Annotated in this window: 20 protein-coding genes; all 20 read right to left on the bottom strand. The window is 64.5% G+C overall.

Features of this window, described 5'->3' with window-relative positions:
• Positions 1–165: 165 nt before the first annotated feature.
• On the bottom strand, positions 166–1,038 hold the full coding sequence (gene accD, locus AC1DKD_RS17235) for an acetyl-CoA carboxylase, carboxyltransferase subunit beta (RefSeq protein ID WP_035866096.1): 873 nt from the start codon (positions 1,036–1,038) through the stop codon (positions 166–168).
• 182 nt (positions 1,039–1,220) lie between these two features.
• Positions 1,221–2,018: a tryptophan synthase subunit alpha gene (gene trpA, locus AC1DKD_RS17240; RefSeq protein WP_477143504.1), complete on the bottom strand. Its 798-nt coding sequence runs from the start codon at positions 2,016–2,018 to the stop codon at positions 1,221–1,223.
• A 2-nt stretch (positions 2,019–2,020) separates the two neighbouring features.
• On the bottom strand, positions 2,021–2,929 hold the full coding sequence (locus AC1DKD_RS17245; RefSeq protein WP_477143505.1) for a DNA-methyltransferase: 909 nt from the start codon (positions 2,927–2,929) through the stop codon (positions 2,021–2,023).
• A complete protein-coding gene (gene trpB / locus AC1DKD_RS17250) occupies positions 2,929–4,122 on the bottom strand; it encodes a tryptophan synthase subunit beta (RefSeq protein WP_477143506.1) in 1,194 nt (397 codons plus the stop codon). The genes AC1DKD_RS17245 and trpB overlap by 1 nt, the downstream gene beginning before the upstream one ends.
• 118 nt (positions 4,123–4,240) lie before the next feature.
• Entirely contained in the window at positions 4,241–4,945 is a 705-nt protein-coding gene (locus tag AC1DKD_RS17255; RefSeq protein WP_276286721.1) for a phosphoribosylanthranilate isomerase, read from the bottom strand.
• Positions 4,929–5,753: a tRNA pseudouridine(38-40) synthase TruA gene (truA, locus tag AC1DKD_RS17260; RefSeq protein WP_441637290.1), complete on the bottom strand. Its 825-nt coding sequence runs from the start codon at positions 5,751–5,753 to the stop codon at positions 4,929–4,931. The genes AC1DKD_RS17255 and truA overlap by 17 nt, the downstream gene beginning before the upstream one ends.
• Before the next feature lie 194 nt (positions 5,754–5,947).
• On the bottom strand, positions 5,948–8,833 hold the full coding sequence (locus AC1DKD_RS17265) for a motility hub landmark protein FimV (RefSeq protein WP_477111985.1): 2,886 nt from the start codon (positions 8,831–8,833) through the stop codon (positions 5,948–5,950).
• Between the two features lie 315 nt (positions 8,834–9,148).
• Positions 9,149–10,285: an aspartate-semialdehyde dehydrogenase gene (gene asd / locus AC1DKD_RS17270; RefSeq protein ID WP_477143507.1), complete on the bottom strand. Its 1,137-nt coding sequence runs from the start codon at positions 10,283–10,285 to the stop codon at positions 9,149–9,151.
• A gap of 327 nt (positions 10,286–10,612) precedes the next feature.
• Positions 10,613–11,680, bottom strand: a complete 1,068-nt coding sequence (gene leuB / locus AC1DKD_RS17275) for a 3-isopropylmalate dehydrogenase (RefSeq protein WP_441635708.1) — start codon at positions 11,678–11,680, stop codon at positions 10,613–10,615.
• Between the two features lie 39 nt (positions 11,681–11,719).
• The gene (gene leuD, locus AC1DKD_RS17280; protein ID WP_035866068.1) at positions 11,720–12,370 is read right to left on the bottom strand and encodes a 3-isopropylmalate dehydratase small subunit; all 651 of its coding nucleotides are present in this window, start codon (positions 12,368–12,370) and stop codon (positions 11,720–11,722) included.
• 10 nt (positions 12,371–12,380) lie between these two features.
• Complete coding sequence (locus AC1DKD_RS17285) at positions 12,381–12,512, bottom strand: entericidin A/B family lipoprotein (RefSeq protein WP_441635711.1); 132 nt, start codon at positions 12,510–12,512, stop codon at positions 12,381–12,383.
• Positions 12,513–12,528: 16 nt separating this feature from the next.
• The gene (gene leuC / locus AC1DKD_RS17290) at positions 12,529–13,938 is read right to left on the bottom strand and encodes a 3-isopropylmalate dehydratase large subunit (protein WP_441635713.1); all 1,410 of its coding nucleotides are present in this window, start codon (positions 13,936–13,938) and stop codon (positions 12,529–12,531) included.
• Between the two features lie 296 nt (positions 13,939–14,234).
• Positions 14,235–14,936 carry an ABC transporter ATP-binding protein gene (locus tag AC1DKD_RS17295; protein ID WP_035866058.1) on the bottom strand — a complete coding sequence of 234 codons (702 nt, stop codon included), beginning with the start codon at positions 14,934–14,936 and terminating at the stop codon, positions 14,235–14,237.
• Positions 14,936–15,715, bottom strand: coding sequence for a high-affinity branched-chain amino acid ABC transporter ATP-binding protein LivG (gene livG / locus AC1DKD_RS17300; protein WP_035866056.1), 780 nt, complete (start codon positions 15,713–15,715; stop codon positions 14,936–14,938). The genes AC1DKD_RS17295 and livG overlap by 1 nt, the downstream gene beginning before the upstream one ends.
• A complete protein-coding gene (locus AC1DKD_RS17305; RefSeq protein ID WP_441635715.1) occupies positions 15,712–16,986 on the bottom strand; it encodes a high-affinity branched-chain amino acid ABC transporter permease LivM in 1,275 nt (424 codons plus the stop codon). The genes livG and AC1DKD_RS17305 overlap by 4 nt, the downstream gene beginning before the upstream one ends.
• Before the next feature lie 4 nt (positions 16,987–16,990).
• On the bottom strand, positions 16,991–17,917 hold the full coding sequence (livH, locus tag AC1DKD_RS17310; protein ID WP_441635717.1) for a high-affinity branched-chain amino acid ABC transporter permease LivH: 927 nt from the start codon (positions 17,915–17,917) through the stop codon (positions 16,991–16,993).
• 195 nt (positions 17,918–18,112) lie between these two features.
• Entirely contained in the window at positions 18,113–19,228 is a 1,116-nt protein-coding gene (locus AC1DKD_RS17315; RefSeq protein ID WP_477143508.1) for a branched-chain amino acid ABC transporter substrate-binding protein, read from the bottom strand.
• Between the two features lie 554 nt (positions 19,229–19,782).
• On the bottom strand, positions 19,783–21,084 hold the full coding sequence (gene gltA / locus AC1DKD_RS17320) for a citrate synthase (RefSeq protein ID WP_477143509.1): 1,302 nt from the start codon (positions 21,082–21,084) through the stop codon (positions 19,783–19,785).
• Positions 21,085–21,124: 40 nt separating this feature from the next.
• Entirely contained in the window at positions 21,125–21,412 is a 288-nt protein-coding gene (locus AC1DKD_RS17325; protein ID WP_477143510.1) for an FAD assembly factor SdhE, read from the bottom strand.
• Positions 21,413–21,492: 80 nt separating this feature from the next.
• On the bottom strand, positions 21,493–22,194 hold the full coding sequence (locus AC1DKD_RS17330) for a succinate dehydrogenase iron-sulfur subunit (protein ID WP_477143511.1): 702 nt from the start codon (positions 22,192–22,194) through the stop codon (positions 21,493–21,495).
• Positions 22,195–22,208: the final 14 nt, after the last annotated feature.

Here is a 22,208-nt window from a genome sequence, read left to right on the forward strand (position 1 = left end):
GTAGGTCGCCTCCCCGAAGGGGAGGTGAAACTGCTTTTGACTTTGAAGTTGAAGTTGAAGTTGAAGTTGAAGTTGAAGTTGCAGCTAAACCTATCAACCACCACCCCAAAAAGCGAAAAAGCGCGAACAACCGTCCGCGCCTAATCACCATCACCAACCCAACCCTTACGCCACCGCATCCGCCGGCTGCTTCTGCAGCAAAGCCAGCAACTGCGCCAATTCATCCCGCATCTTGCGGCGATCGACAATCATATCGATAGCGCCCTTCTGCAACAGGAACTCAGCCCGCTGGAAGCCTTCAGGCAGCTTCTCGCGCACCGTCTGTTCAATCACGCGCGGACCAGCAAAGCCGATCAAAGCCTTGGGTTCGGCGATCACAACGTCGCCCAGGAACGCAAAGCTGGCCGACACGCCGCCCATGGTGGGATCGGTCAGCACGCTGATAAACGGCAGCTTGGCATTCGACAGCTGGTTCAGCATCGACGTAGTCTTGGCCATCTGCAGCAGCGACAGCAGGCTTTCCTGCATACGCGCACCGCCCGTGGCGGTAATGCAGATAAACGGCACCTTCTGCTCCAGCGCCGCCTGGGCGCCACGCACAAAGCGCTCGCCCACCACCGAACCCATGGAGCCGCCCATGAATTCGAACTCGAAGCAGCTCACCACCACCGGAATGGTATGGATAGCGCCGCCGATCACGACCATGGCATCGGTCTCGCCGGTGTCGTCCATGGCGGCCTTGATGCGGTCGGGATACTTCTTGGTGTCCTTGAACTTGAGCGCGTCGACCGGCAGTATCTCCTGGCCGATCTCATAGCGGCCCTCGGCGTCCAGCAGCCCGTCGAGGCGGGCGCGGGCGCGGATGCGCATATGGTGGTCGCACTTGGGGCAGACGTGGAGGTTGGCCTCGACGTCGGTACGGTACAACACCGACTCGCACGACGGGCACTTGACCCACAGCCCTTCCGGAATGCCCTTGCGGGTGGAGGGGTCGGTCTGTTGAATCTTGGGGGGGAGGAGTTTATCCAACCAGCTCATGAAAGGCTCCTTTCGGCACATGCGCGGAACATGTCAGGCCGCGAATTTACCATGCCTGCGATCCGCAGTCCCCGTTCAGCCGGGGCGATGCGCCTGTTGCGGCACAACTGCCGCCAAAATCGTGCGTTTTTGTTGCATTGCCCGCCCGCGCGCAAGCACGGGCGGTGCCGCGTAAATCACGTTCAGGCGTCGAGCGCCTGGCGGATTTCCGCGATGAACGATTGCAGCGATTGTACCGCCTGGTCACGCGGCGCATCTTCGAGCAACTGCACCAGGCGGCTGCCGATCACCACGGCATCGGCCACGCTGCCGATCGTGCGCGCGGTCTGCGCGTCGCGGATGCCGAAGCCCACGCCCACCGGCAGGTTGGCATGGCGCTTGATCAGCGGAATGCGCGCGGCCACGCTATCGAGGTCGATGGTGGCCGAACCGGTCACGCCCTTGAGCGACACATAGTACAGGTAGCCGCTCGCCAGCTTGGCCACAGCTTCGATGCGATCGTCCGTGGAGGTGGGCGCCAGCAGGAAAATCGGGTCCATCCCGTGGGTGCRCATCTGCGCCGCGAAGGACTCGCACTCCTCGGGCGGGTAATCGACCACCAGCACGCCGTCGACGCCGGCCGCCGCCGCGGCCTTGGCGAAGACCGCCTCGCCCATGCGCTCGATCGGGTTGGCGTAACCCATCAGCACCACCGGCGTGGTGGCATTGGTCTGGCGGAACTCCGTCACCCAGGCCAGCACCTTGGTCAGCGTCACGCCCTGCGCGAGCGCGCGCTCGGAGGCACGCTGGATCACCGGGCCGTCGGCCATCGGGTCGGAAAACGGCACGCCGAGCTCGATGACGTCGGCGCCGCCCGCCACCAGCGCGTGCATCAGCGCAACGGTCAGGCCGGGCTCGGGATCGCCCGCGGTGATGAACGGAATCAGGCCCTTCTTGTTCTGCGCGGCTAGCGCCGCGAAAGTCGAATTGATTCGGGACATGGTCATTGAGCAATGGTGGGCAACGGCGTGGACAAGGCAGCCAGCAAGGGCTCGTCGTTCGCTGCTGCGATGTTCAGGGTAGCCGGCGCGGCCTGTGGCGAACTGATGCAAGCCGCGACGCGTTCGCGCGCCACGCGCACATAGTCGGGATTCATCTCGTAGCCGACGAATCGCCGTCCGTGCAGCGCGCAGGCCACCGCGGTCGTGCCGCTGCCGGTGAATGGGTCAARCACCAGCCCGCCCGGCGGGCAACTGGCCAGCACCATGCGCTGCACGATATGCAGCGGCTTCTGGGTGGGATGGTCCGCACGTTCCGGATCTTGCCGGTGGATCCGCGGCACGCTCCACAGATCCTTCGGGTTGTAGCCCACCTCGAGCCATTTCTTGCCCTCGAAACGCGGTCGGCTGCGTGCCTTCTTGGTCTCGGCATCGTACGGCACGCGCACGGAGTCGAGATCGAAGTAATAGTCACGAGCCACGGCGAAGAACCCGATGTTGTCGTGCACCGAGGAGTACTTGCGCGTGGTGCCKCCCATGCTCGGYACGCGSCGGTCCCAGATGATCTCGTTGATCATGGTCAGCCGYTGCTTGAGCATCACGAACAGTTCCGGCGAGTATTGCCAGGTGCAGAACAGGTACAAGGAGCCGCGCGGCGCCAGCTTGGGCACCACCGCATCGATCCAGCGCGCCGACCATTCCAGGTAGGCTTGCCCGGACAGGCGGTCAGAGTCGTTGCCGTAATCCTTGCCCAGGCCATAGGGCGGATCGGCCACGATCAGGTCGATGGAGCCGTCGGCAATGCGCTTGATGCCTTCCAGCACGTCTTCCTGGTAAAGCGTCAGTTGCGGCGCCGCGAGGGGTGCGGACGGGGCGCCGCCTTCAGCGGCGCCCGGCGGGAGAAAGTCGCGCATCAGAGCTTCAGCCCCGAACGTTCGGCCACGGTATGCATGTCCTTGTCGCCCCGGCCCGACAGATTCACCAGCAGCAGCTTGTCCTTGGGCAGCGTCGGCGCCAGCTTGCAGGCGTAGGCAATGGCGTGGCTGGATTCCAGTGCCGGGATGATGCCTTCGATGCGGCAACAGTCGTGGAAGGCCTTGAGCGCTTCCTCATCGGTGATCGGCACATACTCGGCGCGGCCGATGTCCTTGAGCCATGCGTGCTCGGGACCGACGCCCGGATAGTCCAGCCCGGCGGAAATCGAATGCGTCTCGATGATCTGGCCGTCGGCATCCTGCAGCAGGTAGGTGCGGTTGCCGTGCAGCACGCCCGGCGAGCCGCCGATCAGCGCGGCGGCATGGCGGCCGGTTTCGAGCCCGTCGCCRGCGGCTTCCACGCCGATCAGGCGCACGTCCTTGTGCTCGATATACGGGTAGAAGATGCCCATGGCATTGGAACCGCCGCCCACGCAGGCGATCACGGCGTCGGGCTGGCGGCCCGTCAGTTCGGGCATCTGGACCTTGGATTCTTCGCCGATCACGCACTGGAAATCGCGCACCATCATCGGGTAGGGGTGCGGGCCGGCCACGGTGCCGATGATGTAGAAGGTGTTCTCGACGTTGGTGACCCAGTCGCGCATCGCTTCATTGAGCGCGTCCTTGAGGGTCTTGGAGCCGCTTTCCACCGGCACCACGGTAGCGCCCAGCAGCTTCATGCGGTAGACGTTGGCAGCCTGGCGCTTGACGTCTTCCGAGCCCATGTAGACCACGCATTCCATGCCAAAGCGCGCGGCGATGGTCGCGGTGGCCACGCCGTGCTGGCCAGCGCCGGTCTCGGCAATCACCCGCGGCTTGCCCATSCGYTTGGCSAGCAGYGCCTGGCCMAKSACGTTRTTGATCTTGTGSGMGCCGGTGTGGTTGAGGTCTTCGCGCTTGAGATAGATCTGCGCGCCGCCGAGCATCTCGCTCCAGCGTTGCGCGTGATAGATCGGCGAGGGCCGGCCGACGAAATGCTTCAGTTCGCGGCGGTATTCCGCGTCGAACTCGGGATCTTTCTGGAAGTGGGCATAGGCTTCGCGCAGTTCGTCCAGCGCGTGCACCAGCGTTTCGGAAACGAAGGAACCACCATAGGGGCCGAAATGGCCACGGGAATCGGGCAGGTCGTACATGAGTCAGCTCTTCTGAACAGGGCCCTTGCCGGTCTGGCAGGGGCTCGATGACGTTAGGGTCGTGCGCGGGGCAGGCACGGAGCAGGCGGGAGGCTGGCTGCCCGATGGGCAAGCTGCCCTACCCGGCATCCGCGCTGCGCACGGCGCGCACGAAGGCGGCAATCCTGGCGTGGTCTTTCACGCCTTTGGCGGCCTCCACGCCACTGCTTACATCGACAGCGTAGGGCCGCACGCGCTCAATCGCGCCAGCGACGTTTTGCGCGTTCAACCCACCACTCAAAACGATCCGAGGAGCGGCGCTTGCGGTCGGGTTGTGGGTGGGTGGAAGCCATGCCGGGGGTATCAGGGTCCAGTCGAAGACGTGCCCGCCACCGCCGTAGCCTTCGACGAAGGCATCAAGCAGCAAGGCAGCGGCATCACGATACAGATCCGCGAATTCTACCAAATCAAGGCCGGGCTGGACGCGTGCCGCGCGCAGAAACGGCAGCCGGCAGCGCTGGGCCGCCTGCGTGCAAGCCTCCGGGCTCTCGTCGCCATGGAATTGCAGTAGCGTAAGCGGCACACGCTCGACCACATGGGCGATCTCGTCGGCATCCGCGTTGACGAACAGCCCCACAACCGAGACGAAGGCGCCGGCGGCTTCGGCCAGCGCGGCGGCGCGCGCCACCTCGACAAAGCGGGGGCTGCCCGGATAGAAAACCAGGCCGATCGCGTCGGCGCCGGCATCCACTGCCGCGCGAACGTCATCCTCGCGCGTGAGCCCGCAGATCTTGACGCGGGTGCGGCGCGGCGCGGCGCGGCCCGGCTCAGGCGACTGGGTCATTGGCAAACACTCCATGGAACAGGCTGGCCGCCGTGTCCGCGACCGGAATCCCGTATTGCTCAGGATACTTCACCCCGGCGAGGTAGAGGCCGTCGGGCATGAAGGTGGGTGCTGCCTTGGCGCGACTGCGCCCGGCCAGCACTTCGGCCATCCAGCCCGGCGGGTAGCGGCCCCGCCCTACCGCGACCAGGCACCCCATCAGGTTGCGCACCATGTGATGCAGGAAGGCGCTGGCGCGAAAACGCACGAACAACCAATCGCCATCGGCCTTGAGCGTGATGTCGTACATGGTCTTGACTGGCGACTTGGCCTGGCACTCTGCGGCGCGGAAGGCGGAAAAATCGTGCTCGCCCAGCAGGCAGGCAGTAGCGGCGCGCATGGCGTCGACGTCCAGGCCCTGGCCCGGCGGCAGCATCTGGTAGCCAGCCCTGCCGTGCACCAGCGGCACGCGGTGCGGGCCGGTATAGAGCGCGTAGTAGTACATGCGCTCGAAGGCCAGGAAACGCGCATGGAAGCCCTCGTCGACCGGCCTGGCCCATTGCAGCGCGATGCTGGGCGGCAGGAAGGCGTTGACGCCCCGCACCCAGGAGAACGGCTCGCGCGACAAGTCGGTGTCGATATGGATCACCTGTCCGAGCGCATGCACGCCGGTATCGGTGCGGCCTGCCACCGTGGTCTGCACACGGCGGCCGGCGAAGCGCTCAATTGCGTCTTCTAGCCGGTCCTGCACCGTATTGCGGTGCGGTTGCGACTGCCAGCCGGAGAAAGCGGCACCGTCGTAATGGAGGCCGAGGGCGATGCGGTTCATGAGGCGGAAATTGACAAGCGGAAATTGACGGGCAAAGCGCGAACGAATGAACGAAAACGGAGCACAACCGGCGAAAGCCAGCGATTGCCGGCCCGCAAAAAGCAAATGCGCCGGGAGCCAGGCTCCCGGCGCATCCGTGGCGAGCTGCCGGGCGCATTGCCTGCGCACAGCCCGCCATCATACAGCCTGGCCTGTCAGGCCACGTCACGCAGCAGGCTGCGGGCCTCCGTCAACAGGGGATCCTGCGACTGATCCACCACTTCCTGCAGCAGTTCCCGCGCGCCTTCCTTGTCGCCGATTTCGATATAGGCCCTAGCCAGATCGAACTTGATCTGCATGTCGCGGCCACCATCGACGACGTCCGCCGACAAGGTGCTCGGGGAGATCCCGCGCGACGTGTCCAGCCCGCTCTCCGCGCTCACGCGCGACAGGTCGATCGGCTCGGACAGCTTGCCGTCGCGCAGCATCGTAGGCGCCGGCAGCGACGATGCGCCATAGAAAGTACGGGTCTCGTGGCTATCGCCCACCGAGTCGTCCCGGCTGTCCGGATTGAGGTCCAGCGAAATACCGGACATATCGAAGTCGAGCGGTCGGCTGCGCGTGGGCGTATCCAGCGCCGGGATATCCTCATGGGCGCCGTGGCCCTGGGGTGCCGGCAAATCCAGATCCAGGTCAAGGCCATCGTCCAGGCGGGTGGCAAGTGCCTCAGGCAACGCGTCGGCATCGCCGAACACGAGCGAGGCCGACTCCGGCGCGGTAATCGGCGCGCCGGCCGCGGGCGCGGGAAAGCCGTCGAGCGGCAACGCCAGATCAGCCAGGTCCGCCAGCGCGGTCTCGCGGGGTGCCGCCGCCGGATCCTGCGAGGGATCGTGGGTGCGCCACTGATCGCCCGGCAAGGTAGTGGTATCGCCGGAAGCCGTGTCCGGCGCCACGCTCAGGTACAAAGCGTTGCCCGGCTCGAGGCGCCGTCCCATTTCCGCTGCCTGTACCCACTCCGCCCCTTGTCCGCCCGTCTGGGCGAACATTTCTTCTGCAATCACGCGAAAACCTTCCACATCCTGACGATTATTGTAAATCTCCATGAGCTTCAGGCGGATCGCCTGGCGCTCAGGGTTTTGCTGCAGCGCTTCGCGCAGGATCTCCTCGGCCTGCACATCACGCCCGTAGGCGATATAGACATCGGCCTCGGCAATCGGGTCGACCTCGTTGGCTTCCGCGGCATTGTTGCCAATGCGGAAATCAGCGCCGAACACACTGTGCTGCGAAGTATCGACGCTCTGTCCACCTGCGGTGCCGAACAGTGAATTGCCGCCCGCCATGACGGTGCTTTCCTGCGACAGGACGCTGTCCCCGAAGGCAGCGTTCTCGCTGGACTTCTGTTGCTGCCGCCGACGATAGATGGCATAGCCGCCCAGCAAGGCGATCAGCAGGCCACCACCGGGCAGCAGCATGGGGTTGGCCAGCAGATCCTCGATGAAGGACGGCTGTGCCACCGGCTGGGGCTGCGTCACGACCGGCGGGCGCTTGGCAGTCGGCGTGGAGGCGGCGGCAGGATTGGCGGCGGCAACGGCGGTGTCCGCCGCACTTGCATTCGCGCCGCTGGCGCCAGCATTAGCGGAGGCCGCCGAAGCCGGCGCTGCCGCGGTTGCGGTGGTTGCAGCCGCAGTCGCCGCCGTGGCAGCGCTGGCACCCGCGCCAGCCTCCGCCGTGACCGGTGCGGCGGTGGCGCCGGCGTCGGCCTTGGCCGTACCGGCGGGCACCACGGCAGGCGCAGCCGACGGCGCCGCGGCAGGCGCAGCCGACGGCGCCGCGGCGCCATCCTTGCCCGCGCTCTTCTGCGTCTGGGCCAGCTTGGCAATCTCGGCGTTCTTCAGCTCGACCAGCCGCTGCATGTCACTAACGTTCTTCTCAAGCTGCGCGAGACGCGCCTCGGCTTCCTTGAGTTGCCGTTCCTTGGCGATACTGCTTTCCGCAGCGGCGGCGGCGGCCTGGCTACCCCGGTCGGGCTTGCTGAGCTTGAGTTCGTCGCGCGGGCCCGCGGCCGGCGCAGCCTGTTCCTGCACGCGTGCGGTGACATTGCCCGACTGTTCGCGGCCACTGCCGGCTTCGACCGTGCGCGCGGCGGCGGCCGTCGCCAGGCGGCTACGGTAAGCGTCAAAGCCGTGCGTGCGTGCCACCACCTCGCGCCGCGCCGCCCGCGGCGTGACCGATTGCGCTTCCTGCTGGCTGGGCACCTTGAGCACGGCGCCCGCCTTGAGGCGGTTCATATTGCCGCCAATGAACGCGTTCGGATTGTTGCGATACAGCGCGACCAGCATCTGGTCGAGCGAGACCGCATCCTGCCCCTGGGAGGCTTCGTTGGCAATGGCAGTGAGGTTATCCCCGCGCTGGACGGTGTACATGCCGGCAGCCGCGGCCGTACCTTCAGCCACCGGCGCTGCGGCACGGTGCGGCCGTGGCGCCGGTGCCTTGGCTTGCGGCCGTGGCGCCTGGCTAGCCGCCACCGGGGCCGGTGCCGCGGCGGGCACAGGCGCAGCGCTTGGCGCGGGAGCCGATGCCGCCGGGCCGGCAGCGCCGGCCTCATCCGGGGTTCCCGCCTGCACCACCGTGGTGGGCGAGAAAGTCTGGTTGGATGGCTTGGCGCCGGCCGGATCCAGCAGGAAGGTGTAGGCGCGCGACACCTTGCCGCTAGCCCATGTCATGTCGACCAGGATGTCGACGAAAGGCTCGCTGAGTGGCTGGGTTGACCGGACCCTCGCCACATAGCTGCCGTTGGGACGGCGCTCGACCTGCAGCCGCAGGCTGTTGACCGCCGGCAGATAGGTCAGGCCGGCCTTGGCATACGCATCGGGCGACGCCAGCTTGACGGTCAGCCCGTCCGCTTCTTCCGCACTGACACCACTAATATCGATTTCCGCCTGCAGCGGCTGACCCAGATTCGACTGTACCCGTAGTTGCCCGAACCCCGCGGCGTAAGCGGCCGGCTGCGCGAGCAGCAAACCCAGTGCCGTGAAGGCCAGCGTTGACCAGCGCTGGCGGGCTATAGGCGCATCTTTCCGGCGATGTTGGCTCACACTCACCTTGTGCTCCGTTGTGTTCTAGTAATGAAATTAACTTAACATCAATGGTTTAGCGCAGCAAGTTAGCGTCCCGACTGAGCCCCGCGCCAACTCGTACGGACGTGCGGACGACCGCCCCGCAGCCCGGCATATGCCGGCTGTATTGTGACGCACCGCCGGGAAAAATAGTCAGCCGGGAATGACAACGCCGCGCACAGGCGCGGCGTTGTCATCAAAGCCGGGGGTTTCTGTTGCCTTGCTGCAACGAAACCCCCGAACACCCGGCCCAGGACCATAAGACATGCCTTGAGGCTGCCTGAAGGGCCACTCCCGGACTCAGGCTTCGATCAGGATGCGCAGCATACGGCGCAGCGGTTCGGCGGCGCCCCACAGCAACTGGTCGCCGACGGTGAAGGCCGACAGGTATTCACCACCCATCTGCATCTTACGCAAACGCCCCACCGGAATGGTCAGGGTACCGGTCACGGCTGCCGGCGTGAGGTCGGTCATGCTGGCCTCACGGGTATTTGGCACAACCTTGGCCCACTGGTTGTTTTCGGCCAGCATGCCTTCGATCTCATCGAGCGGCACATCGCGGCGCAGCTTGATGGTCAGCGCCTGCGARTGGCAGCGCATSGCGCCAATSCGCACGCACAGGCCGTCCACGGCGATCGGSGWAGCSCCGGTCGCGCCCAGGAAGCCWTCGCCGCGRCCCAGGATCTTGTTGGTCTCGGCGCCGSCCTTCCAYTCTTCCTTCGACACGCCGTTGCCCAGATCCTTGTCGATCCAGGGAATCAGGTTGCCGGCGAGAGGCACGCCGAACTGCTTGGTTTCGTCGGCCGACAGGCCGTGCTGGGTTGCCAGGATGGTACGGTCAATTTCCAGGATGGCCGATGCCGGGTTATCCAGCAGCGACTTGACCGACGCATTGAGCGTGCCGAACTGCGTCAGCAGCTCGCGCATGTGCTGCGCACCGCCGCCCGAAGCGGCCTGGTAGGTCATGGAGGTCATCCAGTCGATCAGATCGTGCTGGAACAGGCCGCCCAGGCCCATCATCATGCAGCTGACCGTGCAGTTGCCGCCGATGAAATTCTTGACGCCCTTGGTCAGCGCGTCCTTGATGACACCGAGGTTGACCGGATCGAGCACGATGATGGCATCGTCCTTCATGCGCAGCGAGGACGCCGCATCGATCCAGTAGCCCTTCCACCCGGCCGCGCGCAGCTTCGGGAAAATCTCGTTGGTGTAATCGCCGCCCTGGGCCGTGAGGACCACGTCGCACTTCTTCAGCGCTTCGATGTCGTTCGCGTCCTGGAGCTTGGTTTCATTCTTGGCCATGGCCGGGGCCTGGCCGCCAGCGTTGGACGTGCTGAAGAATACGGGCTCGATATGGTCGAAATCGCGCTCTTCCTGCATGCGTTGCATCAGGACGCTGCCGACCATTCCTCGCCAGCCGACGAGACCTACAATCATGACTAACCTCGGATGTGATTTGAACTTCCCCGCGCTTTCTTCGCYCGACGTGACTGCGCGGGGAAGACGAGCAGGCACGACGAACGATCTAGCCGATCGTTTTGGTAATAATGGTTTTAATCGTCGTTGCGGTAAGCGGGTGGCCGTGCGAACCCAGGCCAACCGGGCTGCGGGTAGCAACCGGGGCGGCGATGGCAGTCGAGGGGGACTGGAAGATTCGGACCATCCGCAAAGTCTACACGATTTTGCGGCGCTGCCACACGGGGGAAATCGGGGACAAATAAAAGAAAAGGCGCCGCATGCGGCGCCTTTTCAACTTGATACGGCTTACAGCGCGGCCAGGACGGCCTCGCCCATCTCGCGCGTACCGACCTGCTTGCAGCCCGGCGTCAGGATGTCGCCGGTGCGATAGCCCTGGGCCAGTACCTTCTTGACGGCGTTCTCGATGCGGTCGGCCTGTTCGGCGCGGTTCAGCGAGAAGCGCAGCATCATCGCCGCCGACAGGATGGTGGCCAGCGGATTGGCCACGCCCTTGCCGGCGATGTCGGGCGCGGAACCGTGCGAAGGCTCGTACAGGCCCTTGTTATTGGCGTCCAGCGAAGCCGACGGCAGCATCCCGATCGAACCCGTCAGCATGGCGGCCTCGTCCGACAGGATGTCGCCGAACATATTGCCGGTGACGATGACGTCGAAGCTCTTGGGTGCCTTGACCAGTTGCATGGCCGCGTTGTCCACGTACATGTGCGACAGCTCGACTTCCGGATATTCCTTGTGCACGTCGATCACGACGTCCTTCCAGAACTGGAAAGTCTCGAGCACATTGGCCTTGTCGACGCTGCACAGCTTCTTGCCGCGCTTGGCGGCGGCCTGGAAGGCGACATGCGCGATGCGGCGGATTTCCGGCTCGCTGTAGCGCATCGTGTCAAAGCCTTCGCGCGCGCCCTTGAAGGGACCGTCCGGCGCTTCGCGCATGCCGCGCGGCTGGCCGAAATAGATGTCGCCGTTCAGTTCGCGCACGATCAGGATATCCAGGCCGGCTACCAGTTCGGGCTTCAGGCTGGAGGCGCCGGTCAGCTCCGGATAGCAGATCGCCGGACGGAAGTTGGCGAACAGTTGCAGGTGCTTGCGCAGACCCAGGATGGCCTGCTCGGGACGCAGCGGGCGATCCAGCTTGTCGTACTTCCAGTCGCCCACGGCGCCGAACAGGATAGCGTCGGCGTCCTTGGCCAGCTTGAGCGTGGCGTCGGGCAGCGGATGGCCGCTGGCCTCGTAGCCCGCGCCGCCCACCGGCGCGGTTTCCAGCTCGAACTTCTCGTCGAGCGCGTTCAGGACCTTGACGGCCTCCGCGATGATTTCGGGACCGATGCCGTCACCCGGCAGGACTGCGATTTTCATGCTCTGTCTTCCTTTTATGTCTCGGCGTTCCAGCCAGTCTCAACCAACCACGCGATTGTTCAGCCACGGCATCTTCGCCACGCGTTCCGCCTCGTATGCCTTGATCTTGTCGGCATGGCGCAGGCTCAGGCCGATATCGTCGAAACCATTGAGCATGCAGTACTTGCGGAACGGTGCGATATCGAACGCGTAGCTGTCGCCGCCCGGCGTGATCACCAGTTGCTTGTCGAGATCGATCGTCAGCTTGTAGCCGTTGAACGCGTTGGTCTCGTTGAAGATATGGTCGACTTGCAACTCGGTCAGAACGACCGGCAGCAGGCCGTTCTTGTAGCAGTTGTTAAAGAAGATGTCGGCAAAGCTCGGCGCAATCACGGCGCGGAAGCCGTATTGCGTCAGCGCCCACGGCGCGTGCTCGCGCGAGCTGCCGCAACCGAAATTACGGCGTGCCAGCAGGATCGAGCCACCCTGGTAGCGCGGCTGGTTGAGCACGAAGTCCGGGTTCAGCGGCCGCTTGCTGTTGTCCTGGCCGGGCTGGCCCACGTCCTTGTAGCGCCACTCGTCGAACAGGTTGGGGCCGAAGCCGGTACGCTTGATCGACTTGAGGAATTGCTTGGGGATGATGGCGTCGGTGTCGACGTTCTCGCGGTCCAGGGGCACCGTGAGCCCGCTGTGTACAGTGAACTTGTCCATGGTCGGTTCCTTACTTCTTTGCCGCGTTTTCGAGCGAGCGGCCTGCGGCCTGTGTGTCCTTGCCAAGGCCGGCCATCGTATGGCAGCCGGCCAGTTGCAGCATGCACACGCATGCGAGCAACACGATCAGGGCTTGTTTCATGATGAGCCTGCGCGATTTAGCCGAGCTGGCGGATATCGACAAAGTGGCCTTCGATGGCAGCAGCGGCAGCCATCGCCGGGCTCACCAGGTGAGTCCGGCCACCCGCGCCCTGCCGCCCTTCGAAATTGCGGTTCGAGGTCGATGCGCAGCGCTCGCCCGCTTCCAGGCGGTCGGCATTCATGGCCAGGCACATCGAGCAGCCCGGCTCGCGCCACTCGAAGCCTGCGGCCTTGAAGACCTTGTCCAGCCCTTCGCGCTCGGCCTGCTCCTTGACCAGGCCAGAACCCGGCACCACCATCGCCAGCTTCACGTTGTTCGCCACGCGGCGGCCCAGCTTCTGCACGACCCAGGCGGCGGCGCGCATGTCTTCGATGCGGGAGTTGGTGCAGGAACCGATGAAGACCTTGTCGATCTTGATGCTGTCCACCGGCACGTTAGGCTGCAGGCCCATGTACTCCAGCGCGCGCTCCATGGCGTTGCGCTTGTTTGGGTCTTTTTCCTTCTCGGGATCCGGCACGCGGTCCTCGATGCTGATCACCATCTCGGGCGAGGTGCCCCAGGTCACTTGCGGGCGGACCTCTTCCGCGCGCAACTCGACCACCTGGTCGAAATGCGCGCCGGCGTCCGAATGCAGCGTGCGCCAGTAGTTCACGGCCTGCTCCCACTCCACGCCCTGCGGCGAGAACGGGCGGCCCTTGACGTATTCGAGCGTGACATCGTCGACGGCAACCAGGCCAGCGCGCGCACCCGCCTCGATGGCCATGTTGCACACCGTCATGCGCCCTTCCATGGTCAGGTCGCGGATGGCCGAACCGGCAAACTCAATGGTGTACCCGGTGCCACCGGCGGTGCCGATCTTGCCGATCACGGCCAGCACGATGTCCTTGGCGGTACAGCCGCGCGGCAGCTTGCCTTCCACGCGCACCAGCATGTTCTTGGCCTTCTTGCCCAGCAGCGTCTGTGTGGCCAGCACGTGCTCCACCTCGGAGGTGCCGATGCCGTGCGCCAGCGCGCCGAACGCGCCGTGCGTGCTGGTATGCGAATCGCCGCACACCACCGTCATGCCCGGCAGCGTGGCGCCCTGCTCCGGCCCGATCACGTGCACGATGCCCTGGCGCAGGTCGTTCATCTTGAACTGGGTGATGCCATACGCGTCGCAGTTGTTGTCCAGCGTGTCCACCTGCAGCTTCGACACCGGATCCGAAATACCCTGGCTGCGATCGGTGGTCGGCACGTTGTGGTCCGACACCGCCAGGTTGGCGCTGATGCGCCATACCGGGCGCTGCGCCAGCTTCAGGCCTTCAAACGCCTGCGGGCTGGTGACTTCGTGCAACAGATGCCGGTCGATGTACAGCATCGTGGTGCCGTCATCCTCGACGTGCACGGTGTGGTCATCCCAAAGTTTGTCGTAAAGCGTCTTGGCCATGATGCAGGGGGGCGGGCCGGGACCGTTCGGAACTGCACGGTTGGCGGCGTCGCGCGGTAGTTTGCGGGGATTTTTCGCAGGAATGCGGGCAATGAACTGCGGCTTGCTGCGATGCTTGACTTCGCAATCGATTATGCCACAGCGATAGCGCGCGACCGGGCCCTGGCCGGGCCGCGCGGCGGCGGGAATGTAATGTGATTGGCGAAAGGGGGATTTCGCCGATGGCGAAAAGGGGGGAATGGCGTGGGCGTTCTCCCGCTCGGCCGCCAGGCGGACGAGCGGGGAAAAAGATGGGCTCAACCGCCCAGATACGCGCTCTTGATACGATCGTTGGCCAACAGGTTGGCGCCAGTGTCCGCCAGCACCACGCGCCCCGTCTCCAGCACATAGCCACGATCCGCCACGCCCAGCGCCTTGTTCGCGTTCTGCTCCACCAGGAACACAGTGACGCCTTCGTCACGAATGGTCCGGATGATGTCGAAGATCTGCGCGATCACCAGCGGCGCCAGGCCGAGGGTAGGCTCATCCAGCAATAGCAGCCGGGGCCGGCTCATCAGCGCGCGGCCGATGGCCAGCATCTGCTGCTCGCCGCCGGACATGGTCCCGGCGCGCTGGGCCGAGCGCTGCTTCAGGCGCGGGAAGAGCTTGTAGACGTGCTCGACGCCCGCCTCGATCTCGTCGCGCTTGCCGAAGAAGGCGCCCATCTTCAGGTTTTCCAGCACCGTCAGGCTGGGAAACACGCGCCTCCCTTCCGGCGAGATCGCCATGCCGAGACGCATGATCTCGTGGGTAGGACGCCGCGTGATGTCCTGTCCTTCGAACATCACGCGTCCGCTCGACGCGCGCGGCGAGCCGCACACGGTCATCATCAGCGTGGTCTTGCCAGCGCCGTTGCTGCCGATCAGCGTGACGATCTCGCCCTTGTTCACTTCGATCGATACGCCAGACAGCGCTTCAATGGCGCCGTAATGGGTATGGACCTTTTCCAGCTTCAGCATCAGTCCTCTCCCAGGTAAGCCTTGATCACGCGCGGATCGTTACGCACTTCGGCCGGTTTGCCGATCACGATCGGCCGGCCGTGCTCCATCACCAGGATGCGGTCGGACACGCCCATCACCAGGCTCATGTCGTGTTCGATCAGCAGCACCGAGATCTTGAACTCGCGCCGCAACTGGTCGATCAGTTGCGACAACTCGACCTTTTCCTGCGGGTTGAGCCCGGCCGCGGGCTCATCGAGCATCAACAGGCGCGGATTGGTGATCATGCAACGCGCGATCTCCAGCCGGCGCTGGTGGCCGTACGACAGCGTGCCCGCCTCGCGGTTGGCCACGCCACGCAGACCCATGCGCTCGAGCCACACCGAAGCGCGCTCCAGCGCCTCGCGTTCGGCGCGGCGATAGGCCGGCGTGGCGAACAGCCCGTGCAGCAGGCCGGAGCGCACCTGCAGGTGCTGTGCCACCAGCAGGTTCTCCACCACCGTCAGTTGCTTGAACAGACGGATATTCTGGAACGTGCGCACCAGCCCGCGGCGCGCCACCTGGTGGCTCGGCAGGCGGGCAATCGAATGGCCGTCCAGCGAGACCTCGCCGGCGGTCGGCTTGTAGAAGCCGCCCACGCAGTTGAACACCGTGGTCTTGCCCGCGCCGTTGGGGCCGATGATGGCGAAGACTTCGTCACGGCGCACATCGAAATCGATGCCGTCGACCGCCAGCAGGCCGCCGAAGCGCATCTGCAGGCCGGAGACTTTCAGCAGTTCCGCTTGTTGAACTTGACTCATTGCGGCAACTCCACGTGGGGGCGGCTCGCGGGCAGCAGGCCCTGCGGACGCCACATCATCATCAGCACCATCACCAGGCCAAAGATCAGCATGCGGTACTCGGCAAAGCCGCGTGCCATTTCCGGCAGCGCGGTCAGCAGGATGGCCGCCAGGATCACGCCCAGTTGCGAGCCCATGCCGCCCAGCACCACCACCGCCAGGATCAGCGCGGACTCGATGAAGGTGAACGATTCGGGATTAACCAGGCCCTGGCGCGCGGCGAAGAACGCGCCGCCCAGGCCGGCGAAGGCCGCGCCCAGCGTAAATGCCGACAGCTTGATGCGGGTCGGGTTCAGGCCGAGCGAACGGCAGGCGATCTCATCCTCGCGCAGGGCTTCCCACGCGCGCCCCATCGGCATGCGGATCAGCCGGCTGGTGACGAACAGCGTGAAGCCCACCAGCAGCAGCGCCAGCAGGTACAGGAAGATCACCATGTGCTCGCCGCTGTAGTCCCAGCCCAGCAGCTCGTGGAAAGTCTTGGCGCCCTCCACGCTCGCGCTGCGTGCCATCTCGATGCCGAACACGGTCGGCTTCGGGATGCCCGACACGCCGTCCGGGCCACCGGTCAGGCTGGTCAGGTTGTTGAGCAGCAGGCGGATGATTTCGCCGAAGCCCAGCGTGACGATGGCCAGGTAATCGCCACGCAGCCGCAGCACCGGGAAGCCCAGCAGGAAACCGAAGGTGGCCGACATGCAGGCTGCGATCGGCAGGCATTCCCAGAAGGTCAGGCCGAAGTACTGGTTGAGCAGTGCGTAGGTGTAGCCGCCCACCGCGTAAAAGCCGACGTAGCCCAGGTCAAGCAGCCCGGCGTAGCCCACCACGATGTTCAGGCCCAGCCCGAGGATCACGTAGATCAGTGCCAGCGTGGCCACGTCCACCGCGCCGCGCGAGCCGAAGAACGGGAACACCAAGCCGACCGCCAGCAGCAGCCAGATCACCTTGCGTTGCTGGCCGGTGCCCAGCGCGGGCAGGCTCGGCACCTTGACGCCGGCGGTGGCGCGCAGGAACAGCGGCTTGAACAGCTGGAACAGGAAGACCGCGCCCACCGCCAGCCAGACCGGCTTCCAGTGCGGCTCGAACACAACCTTGTAGCCGTCCAGCTTGAGCTGCAGCCCCAGCACGGGAATAGTCAGGATGGCCGTCATCACGGCCGCGACGATGGCGTTCTTCAGGGTCTGCCCTGCCGGGGCGCTTTGCGCCACGTTGATCGGCGTAGAAATAGCTTGTGTCATGGCGTCATACCTTTTCAACGTCGGGCTTGCCCAGCAGGCCGGTCGGGCGGAACAGCAGGATCAGCACCAGCAGGCCGAAGGCCACCACGTCCTTGTACTCGGCCGGCATGTAGCCGGAGGCAAAGGTTTCCGCCAAGCCCAGCAGCACACCGCCCAGCATGGCGCCGGGGATGCTGCCGATGCCGCCAAGCACCGCCGCGGTAAAAGCCTTGATGCCTGCGACGAAGCCGATATAGGGATTGAGCTTGCCGATGGTCAGGCCGATCAGCACACCGCCCACCGCCGCCAGCATCGCGCCCAGCACGAAGGTGAAGGAGATCACGCGGTTGGTGTCGATGCCGAGCAGGTTGGCCATGCGCATGTCTTCGGCGCAGGCGCGGCAGGCGCGGCCCATGCGCGAATGGCCGATAAACAGCGTCAGCGCGATCATCAGCACCAGCGTCACGCCCACGATCAGCAGCCGCGAATACGGCATGGTCACGGTGAAGTCGCTGCCCATCTGGAACTCGATGGCGCCGGAGAGCAGCACCGGCACGGACACGTCGCGCGCGCCCTGCCCGATCTGCACATAGTTCTGCAGGAAGATCGACATGCCGATGGCGGAGATCAGCGGCACCAGCCGCGGCCCGCCGCGCAGGGGCCGGTAGGCCACCCGCTCCACCGCGAAGCCGTACAGGCCGGTGACCAGCACCGAAACCAGCAAGGCGGCGCCCAGCACCAGCGGCAGCGGATAACCCGCGCTCGCACCGATCGCAGTGAGCGTCACCAGGCCCACGTAGGCGCCGATCATATAGATCTCGCCGTGGGCAAAATTGATCATGCCGATGATGCCGTAGACCATGGTGTAGCCAATGGCAATCAGCGCATAGATCGCACCCAGCGTCAGGCCATTGACCAGTTGCTGGGTGAACTGCGGAAGGAACTCGTTCATGCGGGAAGCCCCATAACTTTGAAGCAGGAGAAGCCGGCGCTGCAGGAGATGCGCAAGCGCCTGGCAAGCTCCGTGATGCCGGAGTTGCCCAGGCACCGGCTGCGGCGGATAAGCCGCACCGGCCGGGCAACCGGACCCCGATACCAAAACGCCCCGCTCAAACCATGAGCGGGGCGTATCAAGCCGATGTGCGGCTTAGTTGGCAGCGGTCTTGGTAGCGTCCTTGTGCCAGGTGAACACAACGAACCTGAACGACTTCAGGTCGCCCTGCGCGTCGTACTCGACCTTGCCGATCGGGGTCTGGAAGGCGTTCTTGTGCATGTAGGCCGCGACCTTGGYCGGGTCSGTGCTCTTGGCGCCGGCGATGGCGTCGCCGATGATCTGGACCGCGGCATAGGCCGGCATCTGGAACGGGCCGTTGGCATCGCGCTTYTTGTCGGCGAARGCCTTGACCAGCGCGGCATTGGACGGATCGGCGGAGAAGTCGGCCGGCAACGTCACCAGCATGCCTTCGGACGACGCGCCGGCAATGGCGGTCACGTCCTTGTTGCCCACGCCTTCAGGACCCATGAAGGTCGCCTTGACGCCCTGCTCGCGCGCCTGGCGCATCAGCAGGCCCATTTCCGGGTGGTAGCCGCCGAAGTAGACGAAGTCCACGCCTTGCGACTTGAGCTTGGTGATCACGGCGGAGTAGTCCGAATCGCCGGCATTCACGCCTTCGAACACGGCGACCGGGATCTTGGCGGCTTCCAGGTCCTTCTTCACCGAGGACGCGATGCCCTGACCGTACGACTGCTTGTCGTGCAGGATCGCAACCTTCTTGGGCTTGACCTTGGTGATGATGTACTGGGCAGCGGCCGGGCCTTGCTGGTCGTCACGGCCGATGGTGCGGAAGATGAACTTGCGCTTCTTGTTTTCGGTCAGCTGCGGCGCGGTGGCCGACGGGGTGACCATCACGACGCCTTCGTTCTCGTAGATGTCGGAGGCGGGGATGGTCGAGCCCGAGCACACGTGCCCGATTACGTAGTGGATCTTCTGGCTGACGATCTTGTTGGCAACCGCCACGGCTTGCTTGGGTTCGCAGGCGTCGTCCATCAGCACCACTTCGAACTTGTTGCCGCCCGCGCCGCCGGCGGCATTGATCTGCTCGATGGCAGTCAGCGCGCCAGCCTTGACCATGTCGCCGTACTGGGCAACCGAGCCGCTCATGGGGCCGGCAATGGCAATCTTGATGGTCTCCGCGTTGGCGGTGGCGCCGAAAGCGCACAGGGCCGTGGCCAGGGAGATGGACGTAAGACGGGACAGCGTCATCAGGAGCTCCTCGATATGTATTGGTCATGGACTGAGGCGGCATGACCTGCGCAATCGAACAACACCCGCGAGCTACAACCTGGAAGACGCCCGAGACGCGGAAGACGGGCCTGCAAGACATAAAGCGTGTGCGGGGCCCGGCATGTGCCAGCCCTCCCGGATACAGCGGAGAGGACCTTGGTTCGGAAAGACAACGTTAATGCGTTCTCTATTGCGCAGGTGATTCGCCTGCCCCGCTCGCCTCAACGCAGTCCGGAAGGGTGGCCCGGCTGCTGTCGGCAAAGCAGCCCGCATTATAGGGTCAAACTCCGCGCCGGATGGCATATTTGCACAACAAATGAGGACGCAATTAGCAGATTTTCGGCACAAATCATCGAAAATTGACGTTTTCGCCACCTTTTCGGCAATCATTCTTTTGCGACGCACAAGGGCTGCCTGGCCTGAATGACAAACGCCCCGGCATGGCCGGGGCGTTTGGTATTGCTGCGCTGCTCACGGGGACCAGGTTATCCACACCCTACTTCGGCATGGCCCCCTGCCCTTGGGCGAAAAGCTCAACGCGTGCCGATATCCGGCACGTTGCGGCTTGCCGCACCGTTGAACAGCTGGCGCGGACGGCCGATCTTGTACTCCGGATCGGTGATCATTTCTTCCCACTGCGAGATCCAGCCCGGCGTGCGTGCCAGGGCGARGATGCAGGTGAACAGCGACGTCGGGATGCCCAGCGCGCGCTGCACGATGCCCGAGTAGAAGTCGACGTTCGGGTACAGCTTGCGGCTGACGAAGTACTCGTCTTCCAGCGCGATCTTTTCCAGTTCCATGGCGAGCTTGAACAGCGGGTCGTTGTGCAGGCCCAGTTCGTTCAGCACTTCATAGCAGGTTTCGCGCATCAGCTTGGCACGCGGGTCGTAGTTCTTGTACACGCGGTGGCCAAAGCCCATCAGGCGGACGCCCGAGTTCTTGTCCTTGACCTGCTTGATGAACTCCGTGATGTTGTCGACGCTGCCGATTTCCTCAAGCATCTTGAGGGCGGCTTCGTTGGCGCCACCGTGGGCCGGGCCCCACAGGCAAGCCACGCCGGCGGCGATGGCGGCGAACGGGTTGGTACCCGAGGAGCCGGCCAGGCGCACCGTGGAGGTGGATGCGTTCTGCTCGTGGTCCGCGTGCAGGATGAAGATGCGGTCCAGCGCGCGCTCGAGCACCGGGTTCACCTTGTACGGAGCGCACGGCGTGGAGAACATCATCTGCATGAAGTTGCCCGAGTAGGACAGGTCGTTCTGCGGATAGATGTACGGCTGGCCGATGTTGTACTTGTAGGCCATGGCGACCAGGGTCGGCATCTTGGCGATCAGGCGGATCGCGGAGATTTCGCGCTGGTGCGGATCATCGATGTCCATGGCGTCGTGGTAGAACGCGCTCATGGCACCCACCAGGCCCGTCAGGACGGCCATCGGGTGGGCATCGCGGCGGAAGCCGCGCAGGAAAAACTGCATCTGCTCGTGAACCATGGTGTGGTTCATCACGGCACCGACGAATTCTTCCTTCTGCTTGGCGTTGGGCAGTTCGCCCTTGAGCAGCAGGTAGCAGGTTTCCAGGTGGTCGCACTTGGTCGCCAGCTGCTCGATCGGGTAGCCGCGGTACAGCAGTTCGCCCTTGTCGCCGTCGATATAGGTGATCTTCGAATTGCACGAAGCCGTCGACATGAAACCGGGGTCATAGGTGAACTTGCCGGTTTGTCCGTACAGCTTGCGAATATCGATTACGTCGGGGCCAACGGTACCCGTATAAATCGGCAGCTCAACGCTGGGGGAACCATCGGAAAACGATAGCGTGGCTTTCACATCGGACGGCGTCATGTCGGTTCCTTCTAATGCTGACTAATAATGTTGACGAAACTCAGACCGAACGCAGCAGGGCAATCACGTGCTGCATCGGGGGCGTGTCGAGCYCACCGTCCAGCTCCTTGCGGGCAAGCAGCAGGTCCATCAACTCGTTGTCGCTCAGCTCGAACAGCTCGGAGAGCGCGGCCACGTCCTGGTCGGATAGGCTTTCTTCGTAACGGTTGAAAAAACGTTCGACGATGATGTCGTTCTCCAGGAGGCCGCGCCGCGCGCGCCAGCGCAGTCGCGCACGCCGGTGCGGATCGGCCTGGTGGGAGAAACTGGGGGAAACACTTTCGGTCATAGGTACCTACTTCCGGCGCGCCGGTCGGGTATGCAGTTTGATAGCCCGGACTGACGCGCCGCTTACATCCACCGCGCGGATCAGACCGAGCGGCGAACCATCAGCTCCTTGATCTTGCCGATGGCCTTGGTCGGGTTCAGTCCCTTCGGGCAAACGTCGACGCAGTTCATGATGCTGTGGCAACGGAACAGGCGGTACGGGTCGTTCAGGTCGTCCAGACGCTCGCTGGTCGCCTGGTCGCGGCTGTCCGCGATAAAGCGATAGGCTTGCAGCAGGCCGGCCGGGCCGACGAACTTGTCCGGGTTCCACCAGAACGACGGGCACGACGTCGAGCAGCTTGCGCACAGGATGCACTCATACAGGCCATCCAGCTCGTCGCGTTCCTCGGGCGACTRCAGGCGCTCTTTCTCGGGCGGCGGCTCGTCGTTGATGAGGTACGGCTTGATCGAGTTGTACTGCTTGAAGAACTGCGTCATGTCGACGATCAGGTCGCGCACCACCGGCAGGCCGGGCAGCGGACGCAATACGATGCGGTCCGGCAGCTCGCGCATATTGGTCAGGCAGGCCAGACCGTTCTTGCCGTTGATGTTCATCGCGTCCGAACCACACACGCCTTCGCGGCAGGAACGGCGGAACGAGATGGTTTCGTCCAGCTTCTTCAGCTTGACCAGCGCGTCCAGCAACATGCGCTCATGACCGTCAAGCTCGACCTCGTAAGTCTGCATGCGGGGCGCAGCATCCTTGTCCGGATCGTAGCGGTAGACTTCGAAAATACGCTTCATTTCTGTGGGTCCTG

The sequence above is a fragment of the Cupriavidus sp. 05T313 genome (assembly GCF_056396665.1).